Origin of the sequence: Devosia chinhatensis (genome assembly GCF_000969445.1) — a bacterium.
Classification (GTDB): Bacteria; Pseudomonadota; Alphaproteobacteria; order Rhizobiales; family Devosiaceae; genus Devosia; species Devosia chinhatensis.
The window spans coordinates 562,389-588,190 of sequence record NZ_JZEY01000061.1; the positions used below are offsets into that span (position 1 = coordinate 562,389).

The following is a 25,802-nucleotide window of genomic DNA, read 5'->3' on the forward strand; positions in this document are numbered from 1 at the left end:
CAGCAGGCGCCAACCCTGAGACGCGGATTGACAATATCCCGGCGCCAGATCAACTTTGTTCCTGAAAAGTTCTCACCGGATCGCCCATGGACCTGCTGCTTCCGCTTCTGATCCTTGCTCTGCTGCTGGCCCTTGTCGCATCCCGCCTTTTTGGCCGCGACAGGCAGCCGGCACGGCCCGACGCGCCCGATCAATTGCGCATCGTCATGCGCGCCCGCTTTGAACGGAAGCGGCTTCTGTCCCGCACCGAATTCGAGCTTTTCCGCACCGTCGAGCAGGTGCTCCCCCGCTGCGGCCCTGGCTATCGATTGATGGCCCAGCCAAGCCTGGGGGAAGTCTTGGCCACCGAAGACGATGGAGCCTTTCGCTGCATCAATGCCAAGCGGGTCGACATGTTGGTCATCGACGCCTTCAGCATGCCGGTTCTTGCCATCGAGCATCAGGGCAAGGGGCATTATCAGGGCGATGCTCCAGCCCGCGACGCCGTCAAGCGCGAGGCTCTGCGTCGCGCCGGCGTCGAATATCTGGAGATTTTCGACACGTTCGGTGCCGAGGAGGTCCGGGGGATGGTCAGCGCCGCCCTGCAACGGGCGACGCCACCGCGCCCGTTGCACCAGCCACGGTTTTAGGTTCCGTTCCTTTACTGTGGCTGGCCGCCGATGAACTGCACCGCCTCGACGCCCCCGGCAATGCCTTTTGACAGGCAGGCCGCGCCATCCGCGCCGCCAAGTAGCGCCGCCACGAAATGGGCGGCAAAAGCGTCCCCCGCGCCAGTCGTATCCACCACGGTGACGACGGGTGCCGGCAGGCTCACCGCCACCCCGTCCTTTCCGCCAAGCACCGCGCCGAACCGCCCGCGCTTGATCACCACGTGTCGAAACTGCGTGCCCAGGTCGCGCATCCGCGCGTCGAAATCCGCCTCGCTGCTCAACATTTCCGCTTCGCTTTCATTGGCGAACAGCCAGTCGGCCTCACCCACCCAATTGCGAAACAGATGGGGGCCCACCTCATCGAGAAAGCCTGTCGAGGCGGGATCGACCGCGATGGCGACGCCACGCGCCCGCGCGACCGAAAGCAGCGCCTGCACGGCCCGTCTTGGGCCGCTGGCAAAAAAGCTGTAGCCCGAAACCAGCACCAGCCCGACGCCTTCGAGCAGGTCCTCGCCCAGATCATCCGGCCCGAGATTGAGATTGGCGCCACGGTCGGTGAGGAAACTGCGCTCCCCGCTCGGATCGAGCAGCGTAACGAGCACGCCCGAGGGCAGGTCGGGATCTCCGCCGAGAACCGGCACAATGCCCCGCCCCCGGAAATAATTCTCGTAGAACACCTTGTCCGCTGCCCCGACGCGGGCCGCAAAGACGATCTCGGCGCCTGCCGACGCCAGCCATACGGCCTGGTTGGCGCCCGAGCCTCCGGGCCGGTTGCGGATTTCCGCCCGCCGGTCCGAGCCGATGACGATCGGCCCTTCCGGCTTGACGATGATGTCGGTCATCACGTCGCCGATGACCAGGACCCGGCCGGTCATCTGCCGGCGCCTGCCAGGGCGACGGCAATCTGGGCCGCTACCTTTGCGTTGTTCTTGACCAGAGCGATATTGGATTCCAGCGACTTGCCGCCGGTCAGCTCGAACATGCGCTGCAACAGGAACGGCGTCGCCGCCTTGCCCTTGACGCTCTGCGCCTCGGCATCGGCCAGCGCCTGGGTGATGAAGCCCTCGATCGCTTCTGCTTCCCAGGCATCTTCCTCCGGAATGGGATTGGCGATGAGCACGCCGCCCATGTCCAGATCCCATTGGATGGCCAGCATGCGGGCAATGCCTTCGGTATCGTCGAAGCGCTGGTCGACCTTGTGTCCGCTGGTCCGCGCCCAGAATGCGGGAAAATCGTCTGTGCCATGGCCCAGAACCGGCACGCCGTTGGTTTCGAGCACCTCGAGCGTCTTGGCGATATCGAGGATCGACTTGGCTCCGGCGCAGATCACGGCGACCGGAGTGCGGCCCAGTTCCTCGAGATCGGCGGAGATGTCGAAGCTGTCTTCGGCGCCCCGATGCACCCCGCCAATGCCGCCGGTGGCAAAGATACGGATGCCGGCCAGCGCCGCGATCTGCATGGTCGTGGCGACCGTCGTGCCGGCAATGACCTGGTTGGCCAGCAGGCTCGCCATGTCGCGGCGGCTGGCCTTTGCAGCCTTGTGACCTTCCCGGGCCAGCGTTTCGAGATCAGCGCCGGACACCCCCACCTTGAGCTGGCCGTTCATGATCGCGATGGTGGCAGGCACCGCGCCATGGGCGCGCACGACGTCTTCCACTTCGCGGGCCATGCCCAGGTTCTGCGGATAGGGCATGCCATGGGTGATGATTGTCGACTCCAGCGCCACCACGGGCTGGCCGGCGGCGAGGGCTGCGCGCACCTCGTCGGCAATGGAAAGATAGGCGTCGATAGGCATGGGGGGATAGCTCCGGATCGCTCCCGGCTCGGTCTTGGCCGGTCGTTTTGCCGTGCTTGTGCGCCCGTGCAACACATGGGTCAAGAGGCAGCCGGGAATGTGCGACATGGCCTTGTGGCATCGGGGATTTGGCGATATTTTGCCTCTGTTACTGAGGAAAGGGCACTTCGCTGACCAGGACCAGTGTTGATGGCGCGGCATACGCGCCTCGATATGCGCCCGGCTCCGGGCTTTTTGCAGCGATCCTGACGGCCGCCTCCGGGCGCGTATCCGTAACCCTTGTTCAGACTTCAAATTCCGACATTCCGGGTTCTCAAAGATGAGCCCCCGGGGCTGAGCCGCGGCTCTTTTCCGCGGAAGGCGCGCCTCTGCGTCGAACCGGCCGTCCCCCGGACGCCATTGCCTCCATCCGGTCCCCACAGGAGACTTACGCACATGAAAACCTCGCTCGCCATTGCCTTGGGCGCCCTTCTGGCCGCAAGCCCCGCTATCGCTCAGGAAGAGCCGGTCCTGAACGTCTATAATTGGTCAGACTATATCGCCCCCGACACCATTGCCAATTTCACTGCCGAGACTGGCATCCAGGTCAATTACGACGTCTACGACAACAACGAGATCGTCGATGCCAAGCTTTTGGCCGGTAATTCGGGCTATGACATCGTGGTGCCCTCGGGCAATTTCCTCGAGCGCCAGATCATGGCCGGGCTGATCCTGCCGCTCGACAAGGCCCAGCTCACCAATTACGCCAATCTTGATCCGGCAGCGCTGGAAGCCGCCGCAGCTGTCGATGCCGACAACGCCCATGGCGTGCCCTATATGCAGAACACGATCGGCCTCGGCTACAACGTGGCGGCCGTCGCCCAGGCCCTGGGGACCGACGACGCGCCCACAAGCTGGGACCTGCTGTTCGATCCCGAAACCGTGGGCAAGCTGGCCTCCTGTGGCGTCGCCATCATGGACAGCCCTTCCGAGGTCATGGGCGCGGCCCTGCACTATCTTGGCCTTGATCCCAATTCCGAAAGCGAGGAAGACCTGGCACAGGCCGAGCAATTGCTCAATTCGATCAAGCCGTCGGTGCGCTACTTCCACTCCAGCCAATATATCGACGACCTGGGCAATGGCGAAATCTGCCTGGCCATGGGCTATTCAGGGGACATGTTCATCGCCGCCGACAATGCGGCCGAAGGCACCGACATTGCCTACCTGATCCCCGAGGAAGGCGCGCCGACGCTCTATGACTTCCTGGCCATTCCTGCCGATGCACCCCACCCGGGCAATGCCCACAAGTTCATCGACTACATCCTGCGCCCCGAAGTGGTGGCCGAGATCACCAATACCGTGTTCTACGCCAATCCCAATCCGGCTTCGCTGGAATTCGTCGCCGAAGAAGTGAAGTCCAACCCCTCCATCTATCCCTCCGCCGAAACTCTGGCCAATGGCTTCACCATGAAGGCGCACTCCCCGGATTACGAAGAGGTCTTGACCCGCACCTGGACCCGCATCAAAACGGGTCAGTAATCGACTTAGGAAGGGGCGGCCCCAAGGCCGCCCCTTCATCCTTGTGCCCAATTGTCCCGCGCGATCCTGACGCGCCGGGCCGGTTCCGAGGCACGATCGAGAACCGGGCATCGGCGTCCATGGACGACACCGGGACCGGACGCGCAGAAGAGTGCGGCAGGTGGCCGCCAGAAGAGACTTTGCAGAGCGCAAATGGCGAAGAAACCGCAGCTGGCTATCGATACCCGTCCGTGGCGCGATACCGCGAACAACAAGCCTTTCGTGCGCATCAAGAACGTGTCGAAACTGTTCGACAACGTTGCGGCGGTGCACGAGGTCTCTCTCGACATCTATCGCTCCGAGCTGTTCTGCCTGCTGGGCGGGTCAGGCTCGGGCAAGTCCACGCTGTTGCGCATGCTGGCCGGCTTCGAGCAGCCCACATCGGGCACGATCGAGATCGATGGCCAGGACATGACCGAAGTGCCGCCCTATAACCGGCCGGTCAACATGATGTTCCAGTCCTATGCGCTGTTCCCGCACATGTCGGTCGAGCAGAACATCGCCTATGGCCTCAAGCGCGACCATCTGCCTAAGGCCGAGATCGAAGCGCGCGTCGCCGAGCTTCTGACCCTGGTCAAGCTGCAGGATTACGGCAAGCGCAAGCCGCATCAGCTCTCAGGCGGCCAGCGTCAGCGCGTGGCGCTGGCCCGCGCCCTCGCCAAGCGCCCCAAGCTGCTGCTGCTCGACGAGCCGCTTGGCGCGCTTGACAAGAAGCTCCGCGAGGAAACCCAGTTCGAACTGGTGAAGATTCAGGAAAGCCTGGGCGTCACCTTCATCGTCGTCACCCACGACCAGGAAGAAGCCATGACGCTCGCCACCCGCATCGGGGTGATGAACCAGGGCGAGATCGCCATGATCGGCGAGCCAACCGATGTGTACGAATATCCAAACTCCCGCTTCGTCGCCGGCTTTATCGGCTCGGTCAACATGGTCGAGGGCACGGTCACCGAGGACGAGCCCGACCATGTGCGCATCCGCTCGGCGGAATTGGGCTGCGACATCTATGTCGGTCACGGCGTCGATTGCGCCCCCGATCAGATCCTGTGGTGGGCCATCCGCCCCGAGAAAATGTCGCTGGGTCGCGAAAAGCCGGATACGGCCACCAATGCCAATGTCACCACCGGCATTGTCGAGGAAATCGCTTATCTGGGCGATATTTCCGTCTATCAGGTGGCGCTGGAAAGCGGCAAACGCATCCGCGTCAGCCAGACCAACAATGTGCGTGGCAATCCCGACGCCATCACCTGGGACGAAAAGGTTTTCGTCACCTGGGACGACAATGCCGGCTCGGTGCTGACAGTATGACCACCCAGCACGAACCCACCTATCCACCCCCAAGGCGGCTCAAGCCCTGGAATGCGGTCGAACGCGGCCTCGCCAAGGTCGGCATTACCGGGCGCATGCTGGTTCTGGCAGCGCCGGTCATCTGGCTGCTGGTCTTCTTCCTCGTGCCGCTCTTTGTGGTCTTCGGCATTTCGCTGACCACCAAGCAGTTTGGCCGCCCGCCCTATTCGCCGCTCCTCACCACCGAGGAAGGCACGGTGCAGCTGACCCTGCATCTGAACAACTACATCCGCCTCTTTACCGACAATCTCTATGTCGCGGCCTATCTCTCCTCCATCCGCATTGCTGCCATCGCCACGATCATTACCCTCTTGATCGGCTATCCCATGGCCTATGCCATTGCCCGGGCACCGGGCCCCTGGCGCAATATCCTGCTGATGCTGGTCATCCTGCCCTTCTTCACCTCGCTTCTGCTGCGCGTCTATGCCTTGACCGGCTTCATGCGCGGCAATGGCGTGATCAACCAGTTCCTGGGCCTGTTCGGCATCCAGCCCATCGTGATGATGCAGACCGATTTCGCCGTCTATGTCGGCCTCGTCTATACCTACCTGCCCTTCATGATCCTGCCGCTCTACACCAACCTCGTGAAGCTCGACGCCTCGCTCCTCGAAGCCTCGGCCGATCTGGGCGCCCGTCCCCTGCGCACTTTCCTGTCGGTCACCCTGCCGCTGTCGCTGCCCGGCATCGTGGCCGGGTCCATGCTGGTCTTCATTCCGGCCATCGGCGAATTCGTCATTCCCTCGCTGCTCGGCGGGCCGGAAACGCTGATGATCGGCCGCGTGCTCTGGGACGAGTTCTTCTCGGCCACCAATTGGCCGCGCGCCGCAGCTGTCGCCGTGGCCATGCTCGTGGTGGTTGTCGTGCCCATCATGCTCTTGCAGCGCGCCCAGGGCGCGGTAGTGGAGAAATAGCATGTTCCGTCGTGGCTGGTTCCTCCCCATCGCTGCTGTCCTGGGCTTTTCCTTTCTCTATGCCCCCATTGTCAGCCTCGTCATCTTCTCCTTCAACGAGAACCGCCTCGTGACCGTCTGGTCGGGCTTCTCGTTCAAGTGGTATGGCGAATTGTTCCGCGATCCGCAGATGCTCAACGCCGCCTGGCTGAGCTTGCAGATCGCAGCGCTCAGCGCCACGATTGCGCTGGTCCTGGGCACGCTGGCAGCCGTCGCATTGGTGCGCTTCCGTCGTTTCCGCGGGCGGACACTGTTTTCCGGCATGGTCTCCGCGCCCCTCGTCATGCCCGACGTCATCACCGGCCTTTCGCTGCTGCTCCTGTTCGTGGCCATGGAATCCATGCTTGGCTGGCCCCAGGGCCGCGGCATGCTGACCATCGTCATTGCCCACGCGACCTTCTGCACGGCCTATGTCTGTGTCGTCGTGCAATCGCGCCTCTCCGATTTCGATCGCAGCATCGAGGAAGCAGCCATGGACCTGGGCGCTTCCCCGGTTCGCACCTTCTTCGACGTCACCCTGCCCATCATCGCTCCGGCCCTGGTGTCCGGCTGGCTCCTGGGCTTTACCCTCTCGCTCGATGACCTCGTCATCGCCAGCTTCGTGTCGGGCCCCGGCTCGTCGACCTTGCCCATGGTCATCTTTTCCAAGGTGCGCCTGGGCGTCTCGCCCGACGTCAATGCACTGGCCACCATCATCATCGGCATCGTGTCCCTGGGGGTCATCGTGGCAACGATCATCCAGCTGCGCAGCCGGCCGAAAAAGGCCAGGGGCTGATCGCGTTTCGCCCCTCCCCAACTCGGGAGGGGGAACAGCGTCATCACGTTTTTCGTGACTGGACAGCCTGAAAGAACCGGCGCACACTCTCCTCATGTTCAACCAATGCAAAGGAGGTGATCCAGTGTCTTATGAGAATTTGGTTCTTGAGGAAGGTCTGGGTTTTGGTGTGCTGACTGGGAGTGATCTCGGCTAGCAGCATCCGCCTCCGGGCCCTCAAGGCCTCAAAACTCAGGGAAGGGCCGCTCGCCAGAGCGGCCCTTTTCTGTTCCTGCGCAGCTTTGCCGCGCGGGGACCTGATGCAACAAGGCTTGACGGGAACCCTCTGCGCATTGATATCCCTGCCCGAACTCTGCAAGGGAGGCAGCAATGCCCGCGGCCAATTTCGTTCTCACCCTCAGCTGTGCCGACCGGCCCGGCATCGTCGCTGCCGTCACCACCGAACTGGCCGCCCTCAACGCCAATATTGCCGAAAGCAACCAGTTCTGGGACCAGGAGACGGGCCGCTTTTTCATGCGCCTCGCCTTCACGGCGCCGGAGGACAAGAGCCGCGAAACCATCGAAAAGGCCCTGAAATCACCCATCGAGCGCTTCGACATGAAGACCGCGCTTTATGATCAGGGCCGCAAGAAGCGCATCGTCATCATGGTCAGCAAGTTCGACCACACGCTGTTGCACCTGCTCTACCAGATCCGCGTCGGCTGGCTCGATGCCGAGGTCGCCGCGATCATTTCCAATCACCAGGACACGCGCAAGATCGCCGAAGATGCAGCCATCCCCTTCCACTATCTGCCGGTCAGCAAGGACACCAAGGCCGATCAGGAAGCCCAGGTGCTTGATCTGGTAAAGGCCTCTGGCGCTGATCTGGTGGTGCTCGCACGCTATATGCAGGTGCTGTCGGACAATCTCTCCACACGCCTGTTCGGCCAGGTGATCAATATCCACCACTCGTTCCTGCCCAGTTTCAAGGGCGCCAAGCCCTATCACCAGGCTCATGAGCGCGGCGTCAAGATCATCGGTGCCACCGCCCACTACGTCACGCCCGATCTCGACGAAGGCCCGATCATCGAGCAGGAAACCGCCCGCGTCACCCATGCCATGAGCCCGGATGACCTCGTTGCCGCCGGCCGCGACATCGAAAGCCGCGTTCTGGCCCGGGCCGTCAAGCTGCACCTCGAAAGCCGCGTCATGCTCAACGGCAAGAAGACGGTTGTGTTCGGTTGACGACCCGCGGGCCATCGCCTGGGCCTGCACGCCGGTCTTTCGTCAATGACGGGCGTGCTCCGGCATCCATCCCGCAGGCAGCACTCGCCGGATTTCATCCGGTGGTGACAAGAATCGGCAAGGAGACGCTTGCGCCGTGGTGGCCGTCAGCAAGCGGCCCTAGGCGGCCTCGACCGGCAGGTCTTCCAGATTGAGCGAATCCGCAAGGCTGGTGCGGTCAAGCACGGCTCGGGTCGCCAGCGTGACGCGCTCGAAGACGTGGCGGATTTCACAGGCGCTCTCGTCCCGGCAATCCTCGCATTTGCGATAGGCGATCTTGGAGAGACAGGGGAGCGGGGCAATCGGGCCATCGATCAGCCGCAGCACGTCCCCATACATGATCTCTTCGGGCGACTTGACCAGTTCATAGCCGCCCATGCGCCCGCGACGGCTGGTCACGAAGCCGGCGCGCTTGAGTTCGAGAAGGATTTGCTCGAGGAACTTCTTGGGGATGGCCTGCTCGCGCGAGATTTCCCCGATCATGCGGCTTTCCCCGCGACCAGCCCGCGCCAGCGACACCAGCGCGCGCAGAGCATATTTGGCCTTCTGCGAAATCATTTCTTCCTCTTGCCGCCCCTTCCCCTGGGCTCCGGGACCACCGGCGGCACGACGACCTCTACCGCGTCGTCACGCCCCGCGCCACCCCCTTCGAGAGCGTCGGGCGCACCGCCATCGGGCAAGTCGCCTTCCGACGCCTCGGGTGTGACGATGTCCACCATCGCCGCGGGCGGTGCTGCCGGCGCCTGCAGCACTTTGGGAATGTCGTCGATATCTTCATCCGGCCCGGGCTGCGGCGGCAGGGCGATCTCGGCGACTGGCTCGGGCCCGCTCGGCTGGCGCTCCTGCTGGGGGGACGCATCCTCACTGGTGGGCACGACGATCTCATCGATGCCGGCGGGCGCATCGCCGATCACCACGGGCGTGGCCTCGCTCACGTCCGACTCGGCGACAGCAACCGGCTCCAGCTCCTCCACGGCGGCAAGTGCCGGGCCGGGTTCCTCGGTCGAGGGCGCCATCACGGTGGCATCGCTTGTCGTCGCCGGGATGTCGATGACGACAAGGTCGGCTTTGGGCACGTCAGCAAGCGGCGCCTCGGCTGCCTTGGCGAGGATATTGTCGGCCTGCGGCAGGCGCGGCCCCAGTTCGCTGCGCATGAAGGCCAGGATGCCCTTGCCGATCTCCCGCTCGCCGCGAATGATGGTCGATGCACCCAGCCCGCGCAGATAGATCTCCTCTTCCTCCGAATAGGCGCGAGCGATAATGCCGATTTCGGGATTGAGCTTTCGTCCGCTTTCGCAAACCGAGCCGGCCTCGAAGCCGTTGGAAATGGCGACGAGGAGACTCTTTGCACCGGCCAGGTTGGCCAGTTTGAGCACGTTCTGGCTGGCGGCATTGCCGAACACCACCTCGAAACCGGCGGCGCGGGCTGCCGCCACGTCCTGATCGGAATCCTCGATCACGACCACCGGACTGCCATCTTCCTTGAGCCCTGCGGCCACGATCCGTCCGACCTGTCCAAAGCCCACCAGCACCACGTGTCCACTCTGCCGGGACGGCTCGCCGCTATCGTCGTCGGCGCCATGTGCGCCGCGATCCACCGCGGGCTGGGTCGGGATATCGGTAACGGCCGGGCCCTGCGCCGCCATCGATGGCTCGACTGGCTTGCTGACCAGCGGCTCCACCCGGCTTCTGCCGCCGAAGCGGGCCTCAAGTCCCGGCCGCGCCGCTTCGCTCACCCAGAACACCAGCGGGTTGAGCACGATCGAAATCAGCGCACCGGCGAGGATCAGGTCCTGCCCGTCCTGCGGCAGGATGGCGAGGGCCACCCCCATGCTGGCGAGGATGAACGAAAATTCGCCGATCTGTGCCAGCGAGGCGGAAATGGTCAGCGCCGTGCCCACCGGTCGGCGGAAGGCCAGCACGATGGCAAAGGCCGCAACCGACTTGCCGATGACGATGATGAACACCGTCGCCACGACCAGCAGCGGTTGCTCGAGCAGGATCATGGGGTCGAACAGCATGCCTACGGAGACAAAGAACAGCACCGAAAAGGCATCGCGCAGCGGCAGCGTTTCGTTCGCCGCCCGTTGCGACAATTCGCTTTCCGACAGGATCATGCCGGCAAAGAATGCCCCCAAAGCAAGCGACACCCCGAACAGGGTCGCCGAGCCCAGGGCCACGCCCAGCGCGATGGCCAGCACCGCCAGCCGGAACAGCTCGCGACTTCCCGTATGGGCGGTGGCATGCAGGGCGAACGGAATGATCCGCCGTCCCACCACGAGCATGAAGCCGACAAAGGCAGCGACCTTGATGAGCGTGATGATAAGCACGCCCCAGATGCCGATGGAACCGCCCACCAAGCGCTCGACAAAGGAAACAAAGGGATCGTGGATGCCTGTATCGGCCCCATAGATGCCCGCAATGGCCGGCACCAGCACCAGCGCCAAGACCATGGCGAGGTCTTCCACGATCAGCCAGCCGACGGCGATACGGCCGCGCTCGCTTTCCACGAGGCGTCGGTCCTGAAGCGCCTTGAGCAGCACGACGGTCGAGGCCACCGAGAGCGCCAGACCGAACAGCATGGCCCCACCCAGGCTCCAGCCGAGCAGGGTGCCAAGCCCTGTGCCCAAAAGCGTGGCCACCCCGATCTGCACGACGGCACCTGGAATGGCGAGGGCTCGGACGCTCATGAGGTCCTTCAGCGAAAAATGCAGACCCACCCCGAACATCAGGAGGATGACGCCGAGTTCGGCAAGTTGCGCGCCCAGCTCCTGATCGGCGACAAAGCCGGGAGTATGGGGGCCGACGAGAATGCCCGCGATGAGATAACCCACCAGTGGCGGCAGCCGGAACCGGTTGGCAATCATGCCGAAGATATAGGCCAGCACCAGGCCCGCGACGATCGTTGAGATCAGGGGGGTATCGTGGTGCATGCGCGCATCCCTTGAAGACAGACCGCAGGGCAGAGGCCCGTGTCGGCACGATGAAGATGAAGCATAGGCCCTGCTGGCGCAAGCGCGACCCAGGCGCGAAAACTCAATCGCTGGGCAGACTTGCGGGCAAACGAACCCATATCCTTATCAGCGGGTCGAGTTTGTCATTGTTGTGGCGCGCCCAGCGCATGGAACTTCCCGCAGGCGCCGGTGTTGTCGGACGCTGGCCACAAAAGGGGTGAGGATCGGATCGTGCGTTTTTCGGTAGGATGCGAAATCGGCTATGACTTGCAGAGCCAGTCCACGCTCATCTTCAACATCAGCGCCATGCAGGGCGGTCGCCAGCGCATCCTTTCGGAACGCCTGACCATCTCGCCCGATCTCGTGGCGGACGAAAAGACTGCGGCCGACAGCGGCAATCGCTTCGTGCGGCTGACCTCCGACCCCGGCGAAGTGCGCTTGCGCTACGAAGCCGAAGTGGAACTGGCTCCGCTTCATAACGAGCCCGAAAGCGTCGACGAAGTACCCGTCGCCAAGCTGCCGCTCGAAACGCTCACCTTTCTCAATCCCTCGCGCTATTGCCCATCTGACCAGTTGGCGCGCTTTGCTTCGCGCCAGTTCGGCAATATCGCGCCCGGTTTTGGCCGTGTCACCGAAATCTGCAACTGGATCAATTCCGAGGTCGATTACCTCGCCGGCTCGAGCGACACCACGACCACGGCGGCCGATACCTTTGCCATGCGGGCGGGCGTCTGCCGCGACTTTGCTCATCTCGGCATCACCTTTTGCCGCGCCCTGGGCATCCCTGCCCGGCTGGTCTCGTGCTATGCTTGGCAACTGGAGCCGCAGGACTTCCATGCCGTGTTCGAAGCCTGGCTGGGCGACCGCTGGTATCTCTTTGATCCCACGCGCATGGCCGCGCTTGACGGCATGGTGCGCATTGGCTGCGGCCGCGACGCCGCCGACACCGCTTTCGCCACCATCTATGGCTCGGTCATTTCCCAGCCTATCCGCGTCTGGAGCGAAGCGCTGGATGGCGACACCAGCGCGCAATGGACCACCGATGCGGTCAGCGTGACACGCAGCTGATCGGCATGGATTTCAGCCCATGCCATCCTGTGGGCTCGTGACCCGCCGCACCTCGACCTCGACATCCATGCCAAGGTAATCGTCCTTCTTACCCACGAACGTCCCCGAGATCGGAATGGCCTGGCGCGGTTCACGGGCGACGCCGACGCGGATCAGGTCACGCGTGCCGATAATGCCGTTCGTGGGGTCGAATTCGACCCAGCCCGCCCCAGGCAGATACACCTGGCACCAGGCATGGGTGGCCCCGCCCCCGCGATGGTCCCCGTCCCTCGCCGGTGAATAGAGATAGCCGGTGACGAACCGGGCGGCAAAGCCCAGAGCCCGCACCGCCTCGATCATCAGAAGCGCGAAGTCCCGGCATGTGCCCTGCCGGCTGGCCAGGGTCAGCGATGGCCGCTGCGTGCCCGGATCGGGCCGGCGCAGATAGGTGAAACCCTCCTTGATGCCCGCCGTCATCGTCATCAAGAGGTGGCTGGTTTCGGTCGCCCCGCCCTGCGTCACGAATTGGCGCGCCCAGGCATCCACCTCGTGCTCTTCGGGAAATTGCCGCTGCATGTTGGGCGCCAGGTCGATTGCGTCCACCTGCCCGTAATCGAAGGGATAGGTGCGCGCCCGGTTTTCGATCTCGAAGCGCGGCGTGCGGTCATGCACATGGTCAAGCACCATCTGCGCGCTGATCCGCAATTCCTCCGCCGGCTCATCGAAACTGGCAATGGCAATGCCATTGCCGAACACATCGAGGATCCAGCGGATCGCCGCCGGCTCGGGAAAGATGGTCAGCCGGAAATCGTCGAGCCGCTGCTCGGCGCTGTCGCGCGGACGCACCAGCATGCGGTGGTCGCCGAACTGCACCGCCCGCGCATAGCGATAGACGGTGTCGTGCCGTACCGACAACAGGGTCATGAAACCACCGTGATCTTCTCGGCGGCCCGGGTAATGCCGGTATAGAGCCAGCGCGCCCGCTCCTCGCGGAACACGAAGCTCTCGTCGAACAGATATACGTCGTCCCACTGGCTGCCCTGCGCCTTGTGCACGGTCAGGCAATAACCGAAGGTGAACTCGTCGAAGGCCCGCCGCTCGGGCCAGCTCATCGCGTCTTCCTCGCCCGAAAAGAACGCCTTGTGCGTCAGCACCCGTGCCTCGCCCTTGCCTTCGTCATCGGCCAGGAGCAGGCTCCATTTGCCATTGGTGCGCCGCGTCGCCTCGGTGACGATCCAGATCTGTCCGTTGAGCAGCCGCTTGCGCGGATTGTTTCTGAGGCACACCATCCGGTCGCCCAGCACCGGCTCGTGGAACGGCAGGCCCTTCAATTCCCGCAAGCGGTCATTATAGGTCAGCCGCGTCTTGTTGCGTCCCACCAGCACCTGGTCGGCTTTCAGCACCGCATCTCGATCCACCTTGTCGCGGCCGACCACGACGCTTTCGCCATAGCGGCCATGTTCGAGCGCACCACCCTCGCGCACCGCCATGGACAGCTGGATAATCGGATTGTCCGCCGCCTGCCGGTGAATCTCGGTCAGCATGATGTCGGGCTCCTCATTGATGAAGAACCCCGCACCCTGCACCGGTGGCAATTGAAACGGATCGCCCAGCACCAGCACCTTGACGCCGAACGAGAGCAGGTCCGCGCCCAATTGCTCGTCCACCATGGAAACCTCGTCGATGACGATGAGGTCGGCATCGGCTGCCGGGCTTTCCGGATCGAGCACGAAGCGCGGCTCGCCCTCTTTTTCGCTCACCAGCGTATAGATGAGGCTATGGATGGTTTGGGCGCCCTTGCAGCCGCGCTTGCGCATCACCAGCGCCGCCTTGCCGGTAAAGGCGGCATATTTGACGTTGCGGATGTCCTGCGCCAGATGCACGGCCAGCGTCGATTTTCCGGTCCCGGCCCATCCGAACAGGCGAAACACCTGCGGCCCGTTGCGGTCCTTGAGCCAGGCCGAAACCGCCAGCAAAGCCGCGTCCTGCTGCGCCGACCAGACCGGTGCCATCAGCCGATCACCGTCGATACCGTGCCCACGCCTTCGATCCGCCCCTCGAGCATATCACCCTTGACCACTGCCCCGACACCCGCCGGCGTGCCTGTCATGATCAGGTCACCGGCCTTGAGCGTCACGAAGCGGCTGAGATAGGCGATGGTTTCGGGCACGCTCCAGATCTGCTCGGCGAGGTCACCGCGCTGCCGCTCGACGCCGTTGACCACGAGCGTGATCGCCCCCTTGCCGGGGTGGCCGATGGCGCTGGCCGGCTCGATCGTGCCGATGGGTGCGGAATGATCGAACCCCTTGGCCATGTCCCAGGGGCGTCCGGCCTTCTTGGCGAGCGCCTGCAGGTCGCGCCGCGTCATGTCGAGCCCGACGGCATAGCCATAGACATGGGAAAGCGCGTCGTCCTCGGCGATATCGGCGCCGTCCTTGCCGATGGCCACGACCAGTTCGATCTCGTGGTGCAGGTCCCTGGTCTCCGGCGGATAGGGCATGGCCTCCCCGCCCACCACCACCGCGTCGGCTGGCTTGGAAAAGAAAAAGGGCGGATCGCGGGTATCATTGCCCATTTCCACAATATGCTCGGCATAATTGCGGCCCACGCAATAGACCCGCCGCACCGCAAACAAGCCTCCGCGTGCGATCGGGATGGAGATCGGCGCATGTGGTTCGAACAGGAAATCAGCCACGCTTGAACTCCTCGGCATAAGGACCGATCAAATCCATGTCGATCTTGCCCAGCCGATCCTGCGCGGTGAAGGACTGGTGCCAGTAGGGATAGAGCAACGGCGGTCGGCTGGCCGCATCGAGCCGGGCGCGTTCCTCGTCACTGAGCACGAGCTGGGCCGCTGCGATATTGTCGGCAAACTGCTTTTCGTTACGTCCGCCGATGATGACGGAAGTGACGCCCGGGCGTCCCATCAGCCAGCTCAGCGCCACCTGCGCCCCCGAAACGCCACGCTCCTCGGCCACCGCCACCAGCACGTCGATGACCGAATAGAGCTTGTCCCAGTCATAGACCGGCGGCTCGCGGAACCCGCCGACATGCCGCCCGCTGTCCGGCGCGCTGTCCCGGCGATACTTGCCCGAAAGCAACCCGCCCGCCAGCGGCGACCAGACGAGAATGCCCAGCCCCTGGTCCTGGGAAATCGGCACCAGCTCATATTCGGCGTCGCGGCTATGCAGCGAATAATGGATCTGCTGGGACACAAAGCGCGCATTGTGCCGCTGGTCGGCGGCGGCAAGGGCCTTGGAAATATGCCAGCCCGAATAATTGGAGCACCCGATATAGCGCACATGGCCGTGGCGCACGAGAATGTCGAGCGCTTCCATCGTTTCCTCGATGGGGGTCTGCCCATCCCATTCATGCACCTGATAGAGGTCGATCACATCGGTCTTGAGGCGTTTGAGGCTCGCCTTGCACTGCTCGATGATATGGTGTCGGCTGAGCCCGGCCTCGTTGGGGCCATCGCCCATCTTGAAGCGTACCTTGGTGGCGATCAGCGCTTTCTGCCGCCGCCCGTTTTCGGCGAGAATGTCGCCCAGGATTTCCTCGGACACCCCCGCATTATAGACATTGGCGCTGTCATAGAGGTTGATGCCCGCATCGAGACACATATCCACCTGCCGCGCCGCGTCCTGTCGGCTGGTATTGCCGATCTTTTCGCTGCCGCCAAAGGTCATGGTGCCCATGGTCATGCTCGAGACTTTCAGGCCCGAGCGCCCGAGATAGCGATAGTCCATGAGATTCATCCTTTGTTCTTGGGCCACAAGGGCTAAAGAATTCGCGCCACCGGGTCAATCGTTCGCGCAACCGCGATCGACGCCGCGTTCCATGCGGTCAAAGCGCGCATGCGTCACCATGTGTCCAACTGTCCCCGCCCTCGACAAGTATAAGAGGAGCAGCTTTAGTGTGGTTCGTCCGCCAGGATGCCGTCCGGGGTGTATTCAGCCTCGGATGACAGGCGGCAAGACAGCAAGAGGTACGGTATGGATTTCGGGCAATCGGCTGAGCTCCTGGCGCGGATACAATTCGCCTTTACCGTCTCCTTCCATTTTATCTTCCCGGCCTTTTCCATCGGCACGGCGTCCTATTTGGCCGTGCTCAACGGTCTGTGGCTGTGGAAACGCGATCCGGCCTACCTCAAGCTCTTCGAATACTGGAAGACCATCTTCGCGGTCACCTTCGGCATGGGCGTGGTGTCGGGCATCGTCATGTCTTACCAGTTCGGCACCAATTGGTCGGTGTTTTCCGAGCGTGCCGGCGCCGTCATTGGCCCGCTCATGGGCTATGAAGTGCTCACCGCCTTCTTCCTCGAGGCCGGGTTCCTCGGCATTGCCCTCTTTGGTCGCAAGCGCGTCGGCGACACGCTGCACATGGTTGCGGTGGTTGTGGTCGCCGTCGGTACGCTGATCTCGGCCACCTGGATCCTGTCGGTCAATTCCTGGATGCATACCCCCCAGGGCTTTTCCATCGATGCCAATGGCAATTTCGTGCCCGAGGACTGGTGGGCCATCGTCTTCAATCCCTCCTTCCCCTATCGGCTGGTGCATACGGTGCTGGCGGCCTTCCTCACCACGGCCTTTGCGGTGGGCGCGGTTGGCGCCTGGCACCTGCTCAAGGATCGCACCAATCGCCAGGCCCGCATCATGTTCTCCATGGCCATGTGGATGGCGGCCATTGTCACCCCAATGCAGATCCTGGCCGGGGACATGCATGGGCTCAATACGCTCGAATACCAGCCGGCCAAGATCGCGGCCATGGAAGGCCATTACGAGAGCCATCCCGAGGGTGCGCCGCTGATCCTGTTCGGCATTCCCAATGAGGACGAGCAGCGCATTGATTATGCCATCGAAATCCCGAAGCTCTCCTCGCTGATCCTCAAGCACGACCTCAATGCCCCCCTCGACGGGCTCGACGCCTTTCCCGAGGATGCCCGTCCGCCGGTCACCATCCCGTTCTTCGCCTTCCGCATCATGGTCGGCATCGGCTTTGCCATGCTCTTTGTCGGCCTCTGGTCGCTCTGGGCCCGGTGGCGCAAGAACATTTATACCAATACCTGGCTGCACAAGGCGGCCCTGGTCATGGGCCCCTCCGGCTTTGTTGCCGTGCTCGCCGGCTGGTTCACCACCGAGGTCGGTCGCCAGCCCTTTACCGTCTATGGACTGATGCGCACCTCGGAAAGCCTGTCCCCGGTCGAAGCACCGGCCGTGGGCGCCTCGCTCGTGGCCTTCGTCGTGGTCTACTTCCTCGTCTTCGGCGCGGGCGTCTTCTATCTCTTCCGCCTGTTCCGCCGCCCGCCCATCCTCGAAGAGGATCACGAGCTGGACAAGGGTCCCCACCGTGCCGCCGGCATCAATCCCGGCCCGGCCCAGGAAGACACGATCCGCGAAGGAGCCCATCACCATGGCGATTGATCTCCCCACCGTCTGGGCCGGCATCATCGCCTTCGCGGTCCTCGCCTATGTCGTGCTCGACGGCTTCGATCTGGGCGTCGGCATCCTCTTTCCCTTCTTCCCGGAGCGGCAGAACCGCGACCTGATGACCAATTCCATCGCCCCGGTCTGGGACGGCAACGAGACCTGGCTGGTGCTGGGGGGCGGCGGGCTGATGGCGGTGTTTCCGGTGGTCTATGCCACCGTGCTGCCGGCGCTCTACATGCCCATCATCATGATGCTGCTGGGCCTGGTCTTTCGCGGCGTGGCCTTCGAGTTCCGCTGGCGCACCGCGCGCGGGTCGATCTATTGGGATGTCGGCTTCTGGCTGGGCTCGACCATTGCCGCCTTTACGCAAGGGCTGGCCGTGGGTGCGCTGGTCCAGGGCATCACCATTGTCGACAATGCCTATGCCGGCGGCTGGTGGGACTGGCTGACGCCTTTCACCATCATTACCGGCCTTGCCGTCACCATCGGCTACGCCCTTTTGGGCGCCACCTGGCTCAACCTCAAGACCACCGGCGAGCTGCAGGCCCGATCGCGGCGCCTGGCCATGGCCACCGGTGTCATCACCTTGGGGCTGATCGGCGTCGTCTCGCTGTGGAGCCCATTCATCAACGAGAATTATTTCAATCGCTGGTTCGGCTGGCCCACGGCCTTCTTCTCGGCCTTTGTGCCGGTCATGCTGGCCGGGTGCGCCTTTGCCCTTTGGCATGGCCTCACCACCGACAAGCACCTCCAGCCATTCCTTGCCGCCCTGGGGCTGTTTGTGCTCAGCTTTGTCGGCCTCGGTATCAGCTTCTACCCCTATATCGTGCCCGGCGCCCTCACCATCGCCGAAGCCGCCGCGCCGGAAAGCTCGCTGATCTTCCTCCTTGTGGGAGCAAGCGTGCTGATCCCGGTCATCCTGGCCTATACCGGCTATGCCTATTGGGTGTTCCGCGGCAAGATTGACCCCGACGAGGGCTACCACTGATGGCTGTTCCCAAGGGCATCAGGCAGGTCGGCTGGTTCGTCGCCCTCTGGGCTGGCGGCGTTGGCGTCATCCTCGTCATCGGCTACATGATCCGCCTGGTGCTGATGCCGGGGTAATTCGCCGCGCTCCGGCATGACGACATGGGGCAAGCCTGCTAGAAGGCGGCACATTCTCCCGAAAGCCACGCCGTGCGGCCCACTTCCATCGTCCTGCCTGTCCTTCTCGTCACCCTTGGCATGGTCTTCACCCAGACCGGGGCAAGCTTTGCCAAAATGCTCTTCCCATTGGTCGGCGCGCAGGGCGCCACAGCCTTGCGCCTCACCCTGGCCGCCCTCGTCCTGGCGCTCGTCTTCCGCCCCTGGCGGCATCGCCTCGATCGTCGGCAATGGCGGGCGGTGCTGCTCTATGGCGGTGCCATGGGCGCCATGAACCTGTTCTTTTACGCCGCCCTGGAACACATTCCGCTCGGCATCGCCGTCGCGCTCGAATTCACCGGCCCGCTCGCCGTGGCCCTGTTCGGCGCCCGCAAGCCGCTCGATTTCTTCTGGATCGTCCTGGCACTGGCCGGCTTTGCCCTGCTGCTGCCTTGGAGCGATGCCTCCGGCGACATTGCCCCGGTCGGGGTCGCCCTGGCCCTGTGTGCCGGCGCCTGTTGGGCCGGTTACATCATTTTCGGCCAGCGCGCCGGCACCGGCGGCGGTGCCCATATCGCCGCTTTGGGCGTCGGCACGGCAGCCGTCATCGCGCTGCCCTTCGGCGCCATCGGTGCGGGAACCAGCCTGCTCGATCCCGCCATCCTGCCGCTGGGTCTTGCCGTGGCGCTTCTCTCCAGCGCCATCCCCTATGCGCTCGACATGGTCGCACTGCCCCATATCCCGGCGCGTCTTTTCGGCATCCTCATGTCAGGCCAGCCCGCCTTCGCGGCGCTTTCCGGGCTCGTCATCCTGCATGAAACGCTGGGCCTTGGCCAGGTCGGGGGCATCGCCGCGATCATGGCCGCCTCGATCGGGGCCACCATCACCATTGCCCGCCGGCCACCGCCACCGGTTGCATGAGTGCGCCGGCAATTGCATAGTCCGCGCTCGAGGAGATCGCCATCATGCTCTACGCCATTTTGTGCTATAACGACGAACAGGAAGTCTCGCGCTGGACCGCCGAGGAAGATGCCGCCTGCATGGAGCGTCTGGGCAAGGTCCAGGCCGATATGAGCGCCAGGGGCAAGCTCGGCCCGGTGGTGCGGCTCTGGAATACCGACGAGGCCCGCACGCTCAGGAAAAGCTCGGGCGAGCCGGTGGTCTTCGACGGTCCCTTCGCCGAGACCAAGGAACAATTTCTCGGTTTTTACGTCGCCGATTGCCAGTCCATGGACGAAGCCATGGACTTCGCCAAAAAGCTTGCCGTCGCCAATCCCGGCACCGGCTCTTACGAAATCCGGCCCCTGCGCTATTTCGGCAATAATCAACTGACCGAGGCCTAGTCTTCCGGCCCGATCGGCAAATTGTCGATGAGCCGGGTCGTTCCCAGATGCGCCGCCACCGCCAGCAGCGCCCCGCGCGCGCCGACCTTGGCGATGGCACCGAGGCTTTGCGGGTCGCGGACCTCCCAATATTGCAACGCGATCCGCTCCGATCCGGCCAGCACCGACCGACCGATGGAGGCCAGCTTTTCCGGGTCGGTCTCGCCGGCTCGATAAGCGTCCGCGACCGCTGCCAGGCTCTCGTACAAGAACGGCGCTGCGGCGCGATCCTCTGGCGAGAGATAGACATTGCGCGAACTCAGCGCCAGCCCGTCCGCCTCCCGCACGATCGGTCCGCGCACGATCTCCACCGGCACGTCGAGATCACGCACCATGCGCTCGATCACCGCGCATTGCTGGGCATCCTTCTGCCCGAACAGAGCAACATCGGGCTGCACCAGGTTGAAGAGCTTGAGCACCACCGTCGCCACGCCGCGGAAATGGCCGGGCCGTTCGGCCCCGCAAAGCGGCAGCGATACCATCGCCTCGTCGACGAAGGTGGACGCGCCGGGCGGATACATGTCCTCGACCGAGGGCAGGAACAGCGCGTCGACGCCCGCCGCCTCGAGCTTTTCGATATCGGCCTCGATAGGCCTGGGATAGCGCGACAGATCCTCGTTGGGCCCGAATTGCAGCGGATTGACGAAGATCGAGGCGATGACCACGTCCGCCCGCTCCCGCGCCAGCTCCATCAGGCTCACATGGCCGGCATGCAGCGCCCCCATGGTCGGTACGAAGCCCAGCCGCGCCCCGGTTCCCAGCGCCTTGCGCCAGGCCTTGAGCGCAGCCTTGTCGCGAAGGATGATCGTCATGCGATGAGGTCCCAGATCTGCCGGGCAATGTCGGCCTTGCTGCCCAGTCCCAGCGCATGGCGCGATCCGTCCTTGCCCAGCAGCACGCCGGCATTGGTGCCCACGGCAAAGCCGGTCTGGCCCGCCGCGCCCAGCCGCGACACTTCGTTGGCGAAGAGATAATCGAGCCCCTTTGCTTCGAGCTTGCCCCTCCCATGGGCCTCGACGTCATCCGTTTCGGCCGCAAAGCCCAGGAACCACTGGCCGGTCGCAGCCTGACGCAGGCTTCCCAGCACATCTTGGGACGGCACCAGATCGAGCGCGATCGCGGCCGCGGCCCGCTTGAGCTTGTTGGCGGCGGGCGCGGCGACGGCATAATCCATCACCGCCGCGCTGGCTACGACGCCCTGCGCCAGCGGCAGATATTGGAGCGCCGCTGCAGCCATCTCCTCGGCCGTGCGAACCTCGATGACGCGCAGCCGTCCTTGCGTGCCGCGCGGCGCCACCGGGCGCACCACGCCCTTATCCATGCCCAGCACATAATCGACCGCCGCGCCGCGCCGCAGCGCCTCCTCGGCCATCGCCGCGCCCATCCGCCCGGTGGAATGGTTGGTGATATAGCGCACCGCATCGATGGCGCTCGTTGTCGGCCCCGCCGTCATCAGGATGCGCTGGCCGGCAAGATCCTGCCGGTCCGGCAGCAGCGCCCGCTCAATGGCCGCGACGATCTCGGCGACCGGCGCCAGCTTGCCCATGCCCACTTCGCCACAGGCCAATAGGCCCGATGCCGGCGGGATCAGTCCGGCGCCGCGCGACACCAGCGTCGCCAGGTGTTGCTGCACGATGGGCTTGTCCCACATCACCGTGTTCATGGCTGGCGCGACCAGCATCGGCGCCTCGGTGGCCAGGGCCACCGTCGAGGGCAGGTCGTCGGCAAGCCCCAGGGCAAGCCGCGCCAGCATATTGGCGCTGGCCGGGGCAAAGACGACGAGATCGGCCCATCGCGCCAGATCGATATGCTCGGTGCCCGATACGCTGGGCCCGAACAGATCGGACAGGGCCGGCCGCCCGCTCAGCGTTTCCAGCACCAGGGGGCTGACGAACTGGCTGGCGCTCTTGGTCAGCAGGCACTGCGTCTGGTGCCCGGCCTTGCCCAGTTCGGAAACGACATCGGCAATCTTGTAGGCCGAGATCGAGCCGGATATCGCGATCAGGATATTGGCCATTACTCAGCCCGCCGCGGCATGGGGATGGGCTGCCGCTCGGCCTTGGTGTCGGCGACGTAATCGCCCACCGCTGCGCGGATGATGGCCGCGACATCAGCCCTTGGCTTGGCGAAGCTGGGCGGCGGCGTTACGCTGAGCCCGATCAGGTCGTTCACCACCAGCACCTGCCCGGCGCAATCCTTGCCCGAGCCGATGCCGATCGTGGGGATGGTGAGAGCCCGGGTGATGTCTGCGGCCAGTGCCGGCGTCACGCATTCAAGAACGATGGCGAAGGCGCCGGCAGCTTCGAGCGCCTTGGCTTCCGCGCGCAACCGCGCAGCCGAAGCCTCGTCCTTGCCATGCATGTAGTAACCGCCCATCTGGTGCACCGATTGCGGCATGAGCCCGATATGGGCCATGACGGCAATGCCCTGTGCCACCAGCATCTCGACCATGGGCACCACGGCCAGGCCACCCTCGATCTTGACCGCCTCGACCCCCGTCTCCTTCATCACCCGCACCGCGTTCTGCACCGCGATCTGCGGATCGGTAACCGAGCCGAACGGCATGTCGCAGACCAGCAACGCCCGCCGCGACCCCCGCTTGACGGCGCTTGCATGCCGGATCATGTCGTCCAGCGTCACCGGCAGGGTGGTTTCATGCCCGAGCACGACATTGCCCAGGCTATCGCCGATAAGGATCATGTCCACCCCGGCGCTTTCGACGAGGCTGGCCATCGTAGCGTCATAGGCAGTCAGCATGGCGATGGCCTCGCCGCGCTGGCGCATCGCGGAAATATCGCGCGTTGTAAGGCGTTTGCTGGGGGTCTGGGCCGACATGAAAAGTCCTCCAACCCGGCCGGATCCGACAGCGTCCGGCTGTTGCGCGGGAGATAGGCCATTCGCTTGCGCGGCGCCAGCCCTTCATTGGTGCTATGCGTGCATCAGGGGGCTGGCTCAAAATGAAGAGGCGGGCCGCAGGGCCCGCCTTGAGGGATCATTTGCCGGTCGGCTGCTGGTCGGCGCTCGCCGCCGCGCGCCTGCGCTCGACGCTCTCGATATAGGCCTTGGCCAGGTAGAGGTTGAGGTCCTCGAGCGATTCCACCAGCGTCTCGAGCGCCACGGCAAATTCCTTCGGCTGGTTCACGCCTGCCGCGTCGGCCGTTCCGGAATTGGGCTCGGCCTCAGCGGTCCAGTTCGCGTCATAGGCAAGGTACAGCATCAGAATTCGCTCCAGTCCTGGGCCAGTGCGGTATTGCCGCGCGACAGGAAGGTCTTGGCTGCAGCCTTGGCCTTTGCCGCAAAGCTGGGGCGCTCGGGCTCGGCCCGCGGTGCCGCCTTGGACATGCCCGCCGGCCGCGCGTCGATAACGAACACTTCCACGGTCGCATCGAGCGTGCGCGCCTGGCTTTCGGTCTGCTCGATGGCCGCATTGGTCTCTTCCACCAGCGCCGCATTGTGCTGGGTCATCTCGTCCATCTGGCGCACGGCCTGGCCCACTTCGGCGATGGCCTGGGCTTGCTCTTCGCTGGCGCCGGCGATCTCGGTGATCAGCACGCTGCTGTCCCGCATGCCGTCGATCATCGAGGACAGCGCCGAGGAGGCGCGTGACACCAATTGCGTGCCATCGGCCACATCGTTGGCGCTCTGCTCGATCAGCGCCTTGACCTCGTCGGAGGCATGGGCGGCCGACTGGGCCAGGCGCCGCACCTCGATGGCGACCACGGCAAAGCCCTTTCCGGCTTCGCCGGCACGGGCCGCTTCAACCGAAGCGTTCAGCGCCAGCAGATTGGTCTGGAAGGCGATGTCGTCGATCATCCCGATAATATCGGAGATCTTGCGCGACGACTGCGTGATGCGCTCCATGGCCTGGGTGGCTTCCTGGATCGTCTGGCCACCGTTTTCGGCGGCCTTGGTCACTTCGCGGGCCTTCTGGCTCGCCAGGTCGGCGCGCTTGGCATTGGCGGTCACGGTCGCAGTGACCTGCTCGAGTGCGGCGGTAGTCTCCTCTATTGCGGCCGCCTGTCGGGTCGTGCGCTCGGACAGATCGTTGGCTCCCGAGAGGATTTCACCCGTGGCCATGCGCAGGCCTACCGATGTGTCGCGTACCTTGCCCATGATTTCGGACAATTGCTGGCCCATGCTGTTGACGTTGCTCTTGAGGTCGTCGAACACGCCGCGATAATCGGCGTTCATCCGGCGGGTCAGGTCGGCCTTGGCCATGCCGGCCAGCACGTCGCCGGCTTCGTTCACGGCCTTGCTGACCGTGTCGAGCATTTCGTTGAAGCTATCGACCACCATGTCGATCTCGTCATCTCCGAAGCGCTCGTCGATGCGCTGCGACAGATCGCCTTCAAGCGTTGCATGCACGACCCGGGCAAAACCGTCCTGGAAGCGCTGCATCATGTCCTGCCGCGCCAGGGTTGCGGCCCGGCGGCCTTCTTCCTCGCCGGCGAGTTCGGCGATGCGCACCGCATTGGCCTTGAACACCGCCAGGGCCCGGGCGATGGCGCCCACTTCGTCGGCGCGTTCGGCATGGGGCACGTCCACGTCGAGCCGGCCGGAGGTTAGTTCACCCATGGCGCCGGTGAGACGCGCCAATGGCGAGGAGACGCTCGAACCGATGACCCAGGCAAAGATCGATCCCAGGATCAGAGCGGCGGCTATGCCGCCGCCGACCAGGAAATAGGTGGTGGTGGTGGCCGCTTCACTGGCCGCTGCACGAACAACCAGCAATCCTTCTTCTTCTGCGACCATCGCGGAGATGACGTCGCGGAAGGCGGCGAAAGCCTGGCTGCCACCGAAACTTGCATAGTTCCGGACATATTGGGTGAGTTGCTCATCCGTTGTCGCCAGGCGCCGGGCTGCAATCGTCTGATTGGGGGCCGCCTCAACCCATTCATTGAAAAGCCGCAGCGCCTCGGACGCCCGTTCGACCTGGACCGGATTGTCGCTGACGAGCTCTCGCACCTTTTCGAGATTGCCGATGGTCGTTGCCATGCCCTCCTCGAAGTTTCTGAACTGGGCCTCATCGGCGGTCAGGGCAAAGCCGCGCGCACCGGACTGCGCGACCACCGCATGTTCGTGGGCACCGGTCGCCAGCCCGATCACGTTATAGGTGTGCTCGACCTGCTTGGTCGCCGCCTGCATGGACGAAATGCTCAGCACCGCCACGACGCAGACAGCCAGGAAGAACGCGGCCGGGATTGCTGCAACGAGCAGGATTTTGGCCTTTACGGAGGTACTGAAGATTTTCACGAGCTGACCCTTCTGGTTCACCGGCGCAACCAAGGCGCCTCACTGCCCCGATCAAATGCCCACCCGTTTAACTTTTGCTTGCCGAATAGCGGCCCCGCGTTAAGTGGAATTGCGTAATTCTGGACTAGAACACCGAGAAAAATTCTAAAAACCATTTTAAAATCAAGGCACTGCGACTTTCGGCATTTCCCGCTCTGCGGAGCGCCTTAGGTGGTAGCACGTAACGGGAAGTCCCGATAACGTCTCGTTAACCCCCGTCGAGCACAGGGTAAGGCGCGACA

Annotated in this window: 23 protein-coding genes and 1 pseudogene; 11 read left to right on the forward strand and 13 right to left on the reverse strand. The window is 64.0% G+C overall.

Features of this window, described 5'->3' with window-relative positions:
* The first annotated feature begins 86 nt into the window (after positions 1 to 86).
* Positions 87 to 629 (forward strand): DUF2726 domain-containing protein, encoded by a 543-nt coding sequence (locus VE26_RS13020; protein WP_052715905.1) that lies wholly within the window; start codon positions 87 to 89, stop codon positions 627 to 629.
* Positions 630 to 640: 11 nt separating this feature from the next.
* Here VE26_RS13020 and VE26_RS13025 read toward each other — a convergent pair whose 3' ends face one another.
* Entirely contained in the window at positions 641 to 1,525 is an 885-nt protein-coding gene (locus tag VE26_RS13025; protein ID WP_046105650.1) for a carbohydrate kinase family protein, read from the reverse strand.
* Positions 1,522 to 2,445 (reverse strand): pseudouridine-5'-phosphate glycosidase, encoded by a 924-nt coding sequence (locus tag VE26_RS13030; RefSeq protein WP_046105651.1) that lies wholly within the window; start codon positions 2,443 to 2,445, stop codon positions 1,522 to 1,524. The genes VE26_RS13025 and VE26_RS13030 overlap by 4 nt, the downstream gene beginning before the upstream one ends.
* 435 nt (positions 2,446 to 2,880) lie before the next feature.
* Here VE26_RS13030 and VE26_RS13035 point away from each other — a divergent pair, with 435 nt between their 5' ends.
* The 5 genes from VE26_RS13035 to purU all read left to right on the forward strand — a co-directional run bounded on the left by VE26_RS13035 (position 2,881) and on the right by purU (position 8,295).
* Complete coding sequence (locus VE26_RS13035; RefSeq protein WP_046105652.1) at positions 2,881 to 3,963, forward strand: polyamine ABC transporter substrate-binding protein; 1,083 nt, start codon at positions 2,881 to 2,883, stop codon at positions 3,961 to 3,963.
* 192 nt (positions 3,964 to 4,155) lie between these two features.
* Positions 4,156 to 5,307, forward strand: coding sequence for an ABC transporter ATP-binding protein (locus VE26_RS13040; protein WP_046105653.1), 1,152 nt, complete (start codon positions 4,156 to 4,158; stop codon positions 5,305 to 5,307).
* Positions 5,304 to 6,257 (forward strand): ABC transporter permease subunit, encoded by a 954-nt coding sequence (locus tag VE26_RS13045; protein WP_046105654.1) that lies wholly within the window; start codon positions 5,304 to 5,306, stop codon positions 6,255 to 6,257. The genes VE26_RS13040 and VE26_RS13045 overlap by 4 nt, the downstream gene beginning before the upstream one ends.
* Before the next feature lies 1 nt (position 6,258).
* On the forward strand, positions 6,259 to 7,071 hold the full coding sequence (locus VE26_RS13050) for an ABC transporter permease subunit (RefSeq protein ID WP_046105655.1): 813 nt from the start codon (positions 6,259 to 6,261) through the stop codon (positions 7,069 to 7,071).
* Positions 7,072 to 7,440: 369 nt separating this feature from the next.
* Complete coding sequence (gene purU / locus VE26_RS13060; protein ID WP_046105657.1) at positions 7,441 to 8,295, forward strand: formyltetrahydrofolate deformylase; 855 nt, start codon at positions 7,441 to 7,443, stop codon at positions 8,293 to 8,295.
* Between the two features lie 159 nt (positions 8,296 to 8,454).
* Here the strand turns inward: purU and VE26_RS13065 are convergent, their stop codons facing one another.
* Entirely contained in the window at positions 8,455 to 8,892 is a 438-nt protein-coding gene (locus tag VE26_RS13065; protein ID WP_046105658.1) for an RrF2 family transcriptional regulator, read from the reverse strand.
* A 611-nt stretch (positions 8,893 to 9,503) separates the two neighbouring features.
* Positions 9,504 to 11,267 (reverse strand): annotated as a pseudogene (locus tag VE26_RS13070) (cation:proton antiporter domain-containing protein); the annotation flags it as partial.
* A 252-nt stretch (positions 11,268 to 11,519) separates the two neighbouring features.
* Here VE26_RS13070 and VE26_RS13075 point away from each other — a divergent pair.
* Positions 11,520 to 12,356, forward strand: coding sequence for a transglutaminase-like domain-containing protein (locus VE26_RS13075; RefSeq protein ID WP_046106338.1), 837 nt, complete (start codon positions 11,520 to 11,522; stop codon positions 12,354 to 12,356).
* A gap of 12 nt (positions 12,357 to 12,368) precedes the next feature.
* Here VE26_RS13075 and VE26_RS13080 read toward each other — a convergent pair whose 3' ends face one another.
* From VE26_RS13080 to VE26_RS13095, 4 genes are read right to left on the reverse strand one after another with little or no spacing between them, the layout of a single operon-like run.
* Entirely contained in the window at positions 12,369 to 13,259 is an 891-nt protein-coding gene (locus VE26_RS13080; protein ID WP_046105659.1) for a transglutaminase family protein, read from the reverse strand.
* Entirely contained in the window at positions 13,256 to 14,347 is a 1,092-nt protein-coding gene (locus VE26_RS13085) for an ATP-dependent DNA helicase (protein WP_046105660.1), read from the reverse strand. Before VE26_RS13085 ends, VE26_RS13080 begins: the two co-directional genes overlap by 4 nt.
* Positions 14,347 to 15,048 carry a fumarylacetoacetate hydrolase family protein gene (locus VE26_RS13090; protein ID WP_200897250.1) on the reverse strand — a complete coding sequence of 234 codons (702 nt, stop codon included), beginning with the start codon at positions 15,046 to 15,048 and terminating at the stop codon, positions 14,347 to 14,349. Before VE26_RS13090 ends, VE26_RS13085 begins: the two co-directional genes overlap by 1 nt.
* On the reverse strand, positions 15,023 to 16,084 hold the full coding sequence (locus VE26_RS13095) for an aldo/keto reductase (protein WP_046106339.1): 1,062 nt from the start codon (positions 16,082 to 16,084) through the stop codon (positions 15,023 to 15,025). Before VE26_RS13095 ends, VE26_RS13090 begins: the two co-directional genes overlap by 26 nt.
* 246 nt (positions 16,085 to 16,330) lie before the next feature.
* Between VE26_RS13095 and VE26_RS13100 the strand changes: the two genes are divergently transcribed.
* From VE26_RS13100 to VE26_RS13115, 4 genes are all read left to right on the forward strand, one after another.
* Positions 16,331 to 17,758: a cytochrome ubiquinol oxidase subunit I gene (locus VE26_RS13100; RefSeq protein WP_046105662.1), complete on the forward strand. Its 1,428-nt coding sequence runs from the start codon at positions 16,331 to 16,333 to the stop codon at positions 17,756 to 17,758.
* The gene (gene cydB / locus VE26_RS13105; RefSeq protein WP_046105663.1) at positions 17,748 to 18,752 is read left to right on the forward strand and encodes a cytochrome d ubiquinol oxidase subunit II; all 1,005 of its coding nucleotides are present in this window, start codon (positions 17,748 to 17,750) and stop codon (positions 18,750 to 18,752) included. The genes VE26_RS13100 and cydB overlap by 11 nt, the downstream gene beginning before the upstream one ends.
* 188 nt (positions 18,753 to 18,940) lie before the next feature.
* The gene (locus VE26_RS13110) at positions 18,941 to 19,807 is read left to right on the forward strand and encodes an EamA family transporter (protein WP_152658845.1); all 867 of its coding nucleotides are present in this window, start codon (positions 18,941 to 18,943) and stop codon (positions 19,805 to 19,807) included.
* Between the two features lie 44 nt (positions 19,808 to 19,851).
* A complete protein-coding gene (locus tag VE26_RS13115; protein WP_046105664.1) occupies positions 19,852 to 20,229 on the forward strand; it encodes a YciI family protein in 378 nt (125 codons plus the stop codon).
* Here VE26_RS13115 and panC read toward each other — a convergent pair.
* From panC to VE26_RS17205, 5 genes are all read right to left on the reverse strand, one after another.
* Complete coding sequence (gene panC / locus VE26_RS13120; protein WP_052715906.1) at positions 20,226 to 21,080, reverse strand: pantoate--beta-alanine ligase; 855 nt, start codon at positions 21,078 to 21,080, stop codon at positions 20,226 to 20,228. The genes VE26_RS13115 and panC overlap by 4 nt on opposite strands.
* Positions 21,077 to 22,285 (reverse strand): bifunctional phosphopantothenoylcysteine decarboxylase/phosphopantothenate--cysteine ligase CoaBC, encoded by a 1,209-nt coding sequence (gene coaBC / locus VE26_RS13125; RefSeq protein ID WP_046105665.1) that lies wholly within the window; start codon positions 22,283 to 22,285, stop codon positions 21,077 to 21,079. Before coaBC ends, panC begins: the two co-directional genes overlap by 4 nt.
* Positions 22,285 to 23,103, reverse strand: coding sequence for a 3-methyl-2-oxobutanoate hydroxymethyltransferase (panB, locus tag VE26_RS13130; protein WP_046105666.1), 819 nt, complete (start codon positions 23,101 to 23,103; stop codon positions 22,285 to 22,287). The genes coaBC and panB overlap by 1 nt, the downstream gene beginning before the upstream one ends.
* A 157-nt stretch (positions 23,104 to 23,260) precedes the next feature.
* Positions 23,261 to 23,485 carry a hypothetical protein gene (locus VE26_RS13135; protein ID WP_046105667.1) on the reverse strand — a complete coding sequence of 75 codons (225 nt, stop codon included), beginning with the start codon at positions 23,483 to 23,485 and terminating at the stop codon, positions 23,261 to 23,263.
* Entirely contained in the window at positions 23,485 to 25,521 is a 2,037-nt protein-coding gene (locus tag VE26_RS17205; protein ID WP_152658846.1) for a methyl-accepting chemotaxis protein, read from the reverse strand. Before VE26_RS17205 ends, VE26_RS13135 begins: the two co-directional genes overlap by 1 nt.
* Between the last annotated feature and the right edge of the window lie 281 nt (positions 25,522 to 25,802).

Excerpts from the sequence above, each read along its gene's own strand:
- VE26_RS13020 (WP_052715905.1), top strand. The coding sequence starts at position 87 with ATGGACCTGCTGCTTCCGCTTCTGATCCTTGCTCTGCTGCTGGCCCTT.
- VE26_RS13025 (WP_046105650.1), bottom strand. The coding sequence starts at position 1,525 with ATGACCGGCCGGGTCCTGGTCATCGGCGACGTGATGACCGACATCATC.
- VE26_RS13030 (WP_046105651.1), bottom strand. The coding sequence starts at position 2,445 with ATGCCTATCGACGCCTATCTTTCCATTGCCGACGAGGTGCGCGCAGCC.
- VE26_RS13035 (WP_046105652.1), top strand. The coding sequence starts at position 2,881 with ATGAAAACCTCGCTCGCCATTGCCTTGGGCGCCCTTCTGGCCGCAAGC.
- VE26_RS13040 (WP_046105653.1), top strand. The coding sequence starts at position 4,156 with ATGGCGAAGAAACCGCAGCTGGCTATCGATACCCGTCCGTGGCGCGAT.
- VE26_RS13045 (WP_046105654.1), top strand. The coding sequence starts at position 5,304 with ATGACCACCCAGCACGAACCCACCTATCCACCCCCAAGGCGGCTCAAG.
- VE26_RS13050 (WP_046105655.1), top strand. The coding sequence starts at position 6,259 with ATGTTCCGTCGTGGCTGGTTCCTCCCCATCGCTGCTGTCCTGGGCTTT.
- purU (WP_046105657.1), top strand. The coding sequence starts at position 7,441 with ATGCCCGCGGCCAATTTCGTTCTCACCCTCAGCTGTGCCGACCGGCCC.
- VE26_RS13065 (WP_046105658.1), bottom strand. The coding sequence starts at position 8,892 with ATGATTTCGCAGAAGGCCAAATATGCTCTGCGCGCGCTGGTGTCGCTG.
- VE26_RS13080 (WP_046105659.1), bottom strand. The coding sequence starts at position 13,259 with ATGACCCTGTTGTCGGTACGGCACGACACCGTCTATCGCTATGCGCGG.
- VE26_RS13085 (WP_046105660.1), bottom strand. The coding sequence starts at position 14,347 with ATGGCACCGGTCTGGTCGGCGCAGCAGGACGCGGCTTTGCTGGCGGTT.
- VE26_RS13090 (WP_200897250.1), bottom strand. The coding sequence starts at position 15,048 with ATGCCGAGGAGTTCAAGCGTGGCTGATTTCCTGTTCGAACCACATGCG.
- VE26_RS13095 (WP_046106339.1), bottom strand. The coding sequence starts at position 16,084 with ATGGACTATCGCTATCTCGGGCGCTCGGGCCTGAAAGTCTCGAGCATG.
- VE26_RS13100 (WP_046105662.1), top strand. The coding sequence starts at position 16,331 with ATGGATTTCGGGCAATCGGCTGAGCTCCTGGCGCGGATACAATTCGCC.
- cydB (WP_046105663.1), top strand. The coding sequence starts at position 17,748 with ATGGCGATTGATCTCCCCACCGTCTGGGCCGGCATCATCGCCTTCGCG.
- VE26_RS13115 (WP_046105664.1), top strand. The coding sequence starts at position 19,852 with ATGCTCTACGCCATTTTGTGCTATAACGACGAACAGGAAGTCTCGCGC.
- panC (WP_052715906.1), bottom strand. The coding sequence starts at position 21,080 with ATGACGATCATCCTTCGCGACAAGGCTGCGCTCAAGGCCTGGCGCAAG.
- coaBC (WP_046105665.1), bottom strand. The coding sequence starts at position 22,285 with ATGGCCAATATCCTGATCGCGATATCCGGCTCGATCTCGGCCTACAAG.
- panB (WP_046105666.1), bottom strand. The coding sequence starts at position 23,103 with ATGTCGGCCCAGACCCCCAGCAAACGCCTTACAACGCGCGATATTTCC.
- VE26_RS13135 (WP_046105667.1), bottom strand. The coding sequence starts at position 23,485 with ATGCTGTACCTTGCCTATGACGCGAACTGGACCGCTGAGGCCGAGCCC.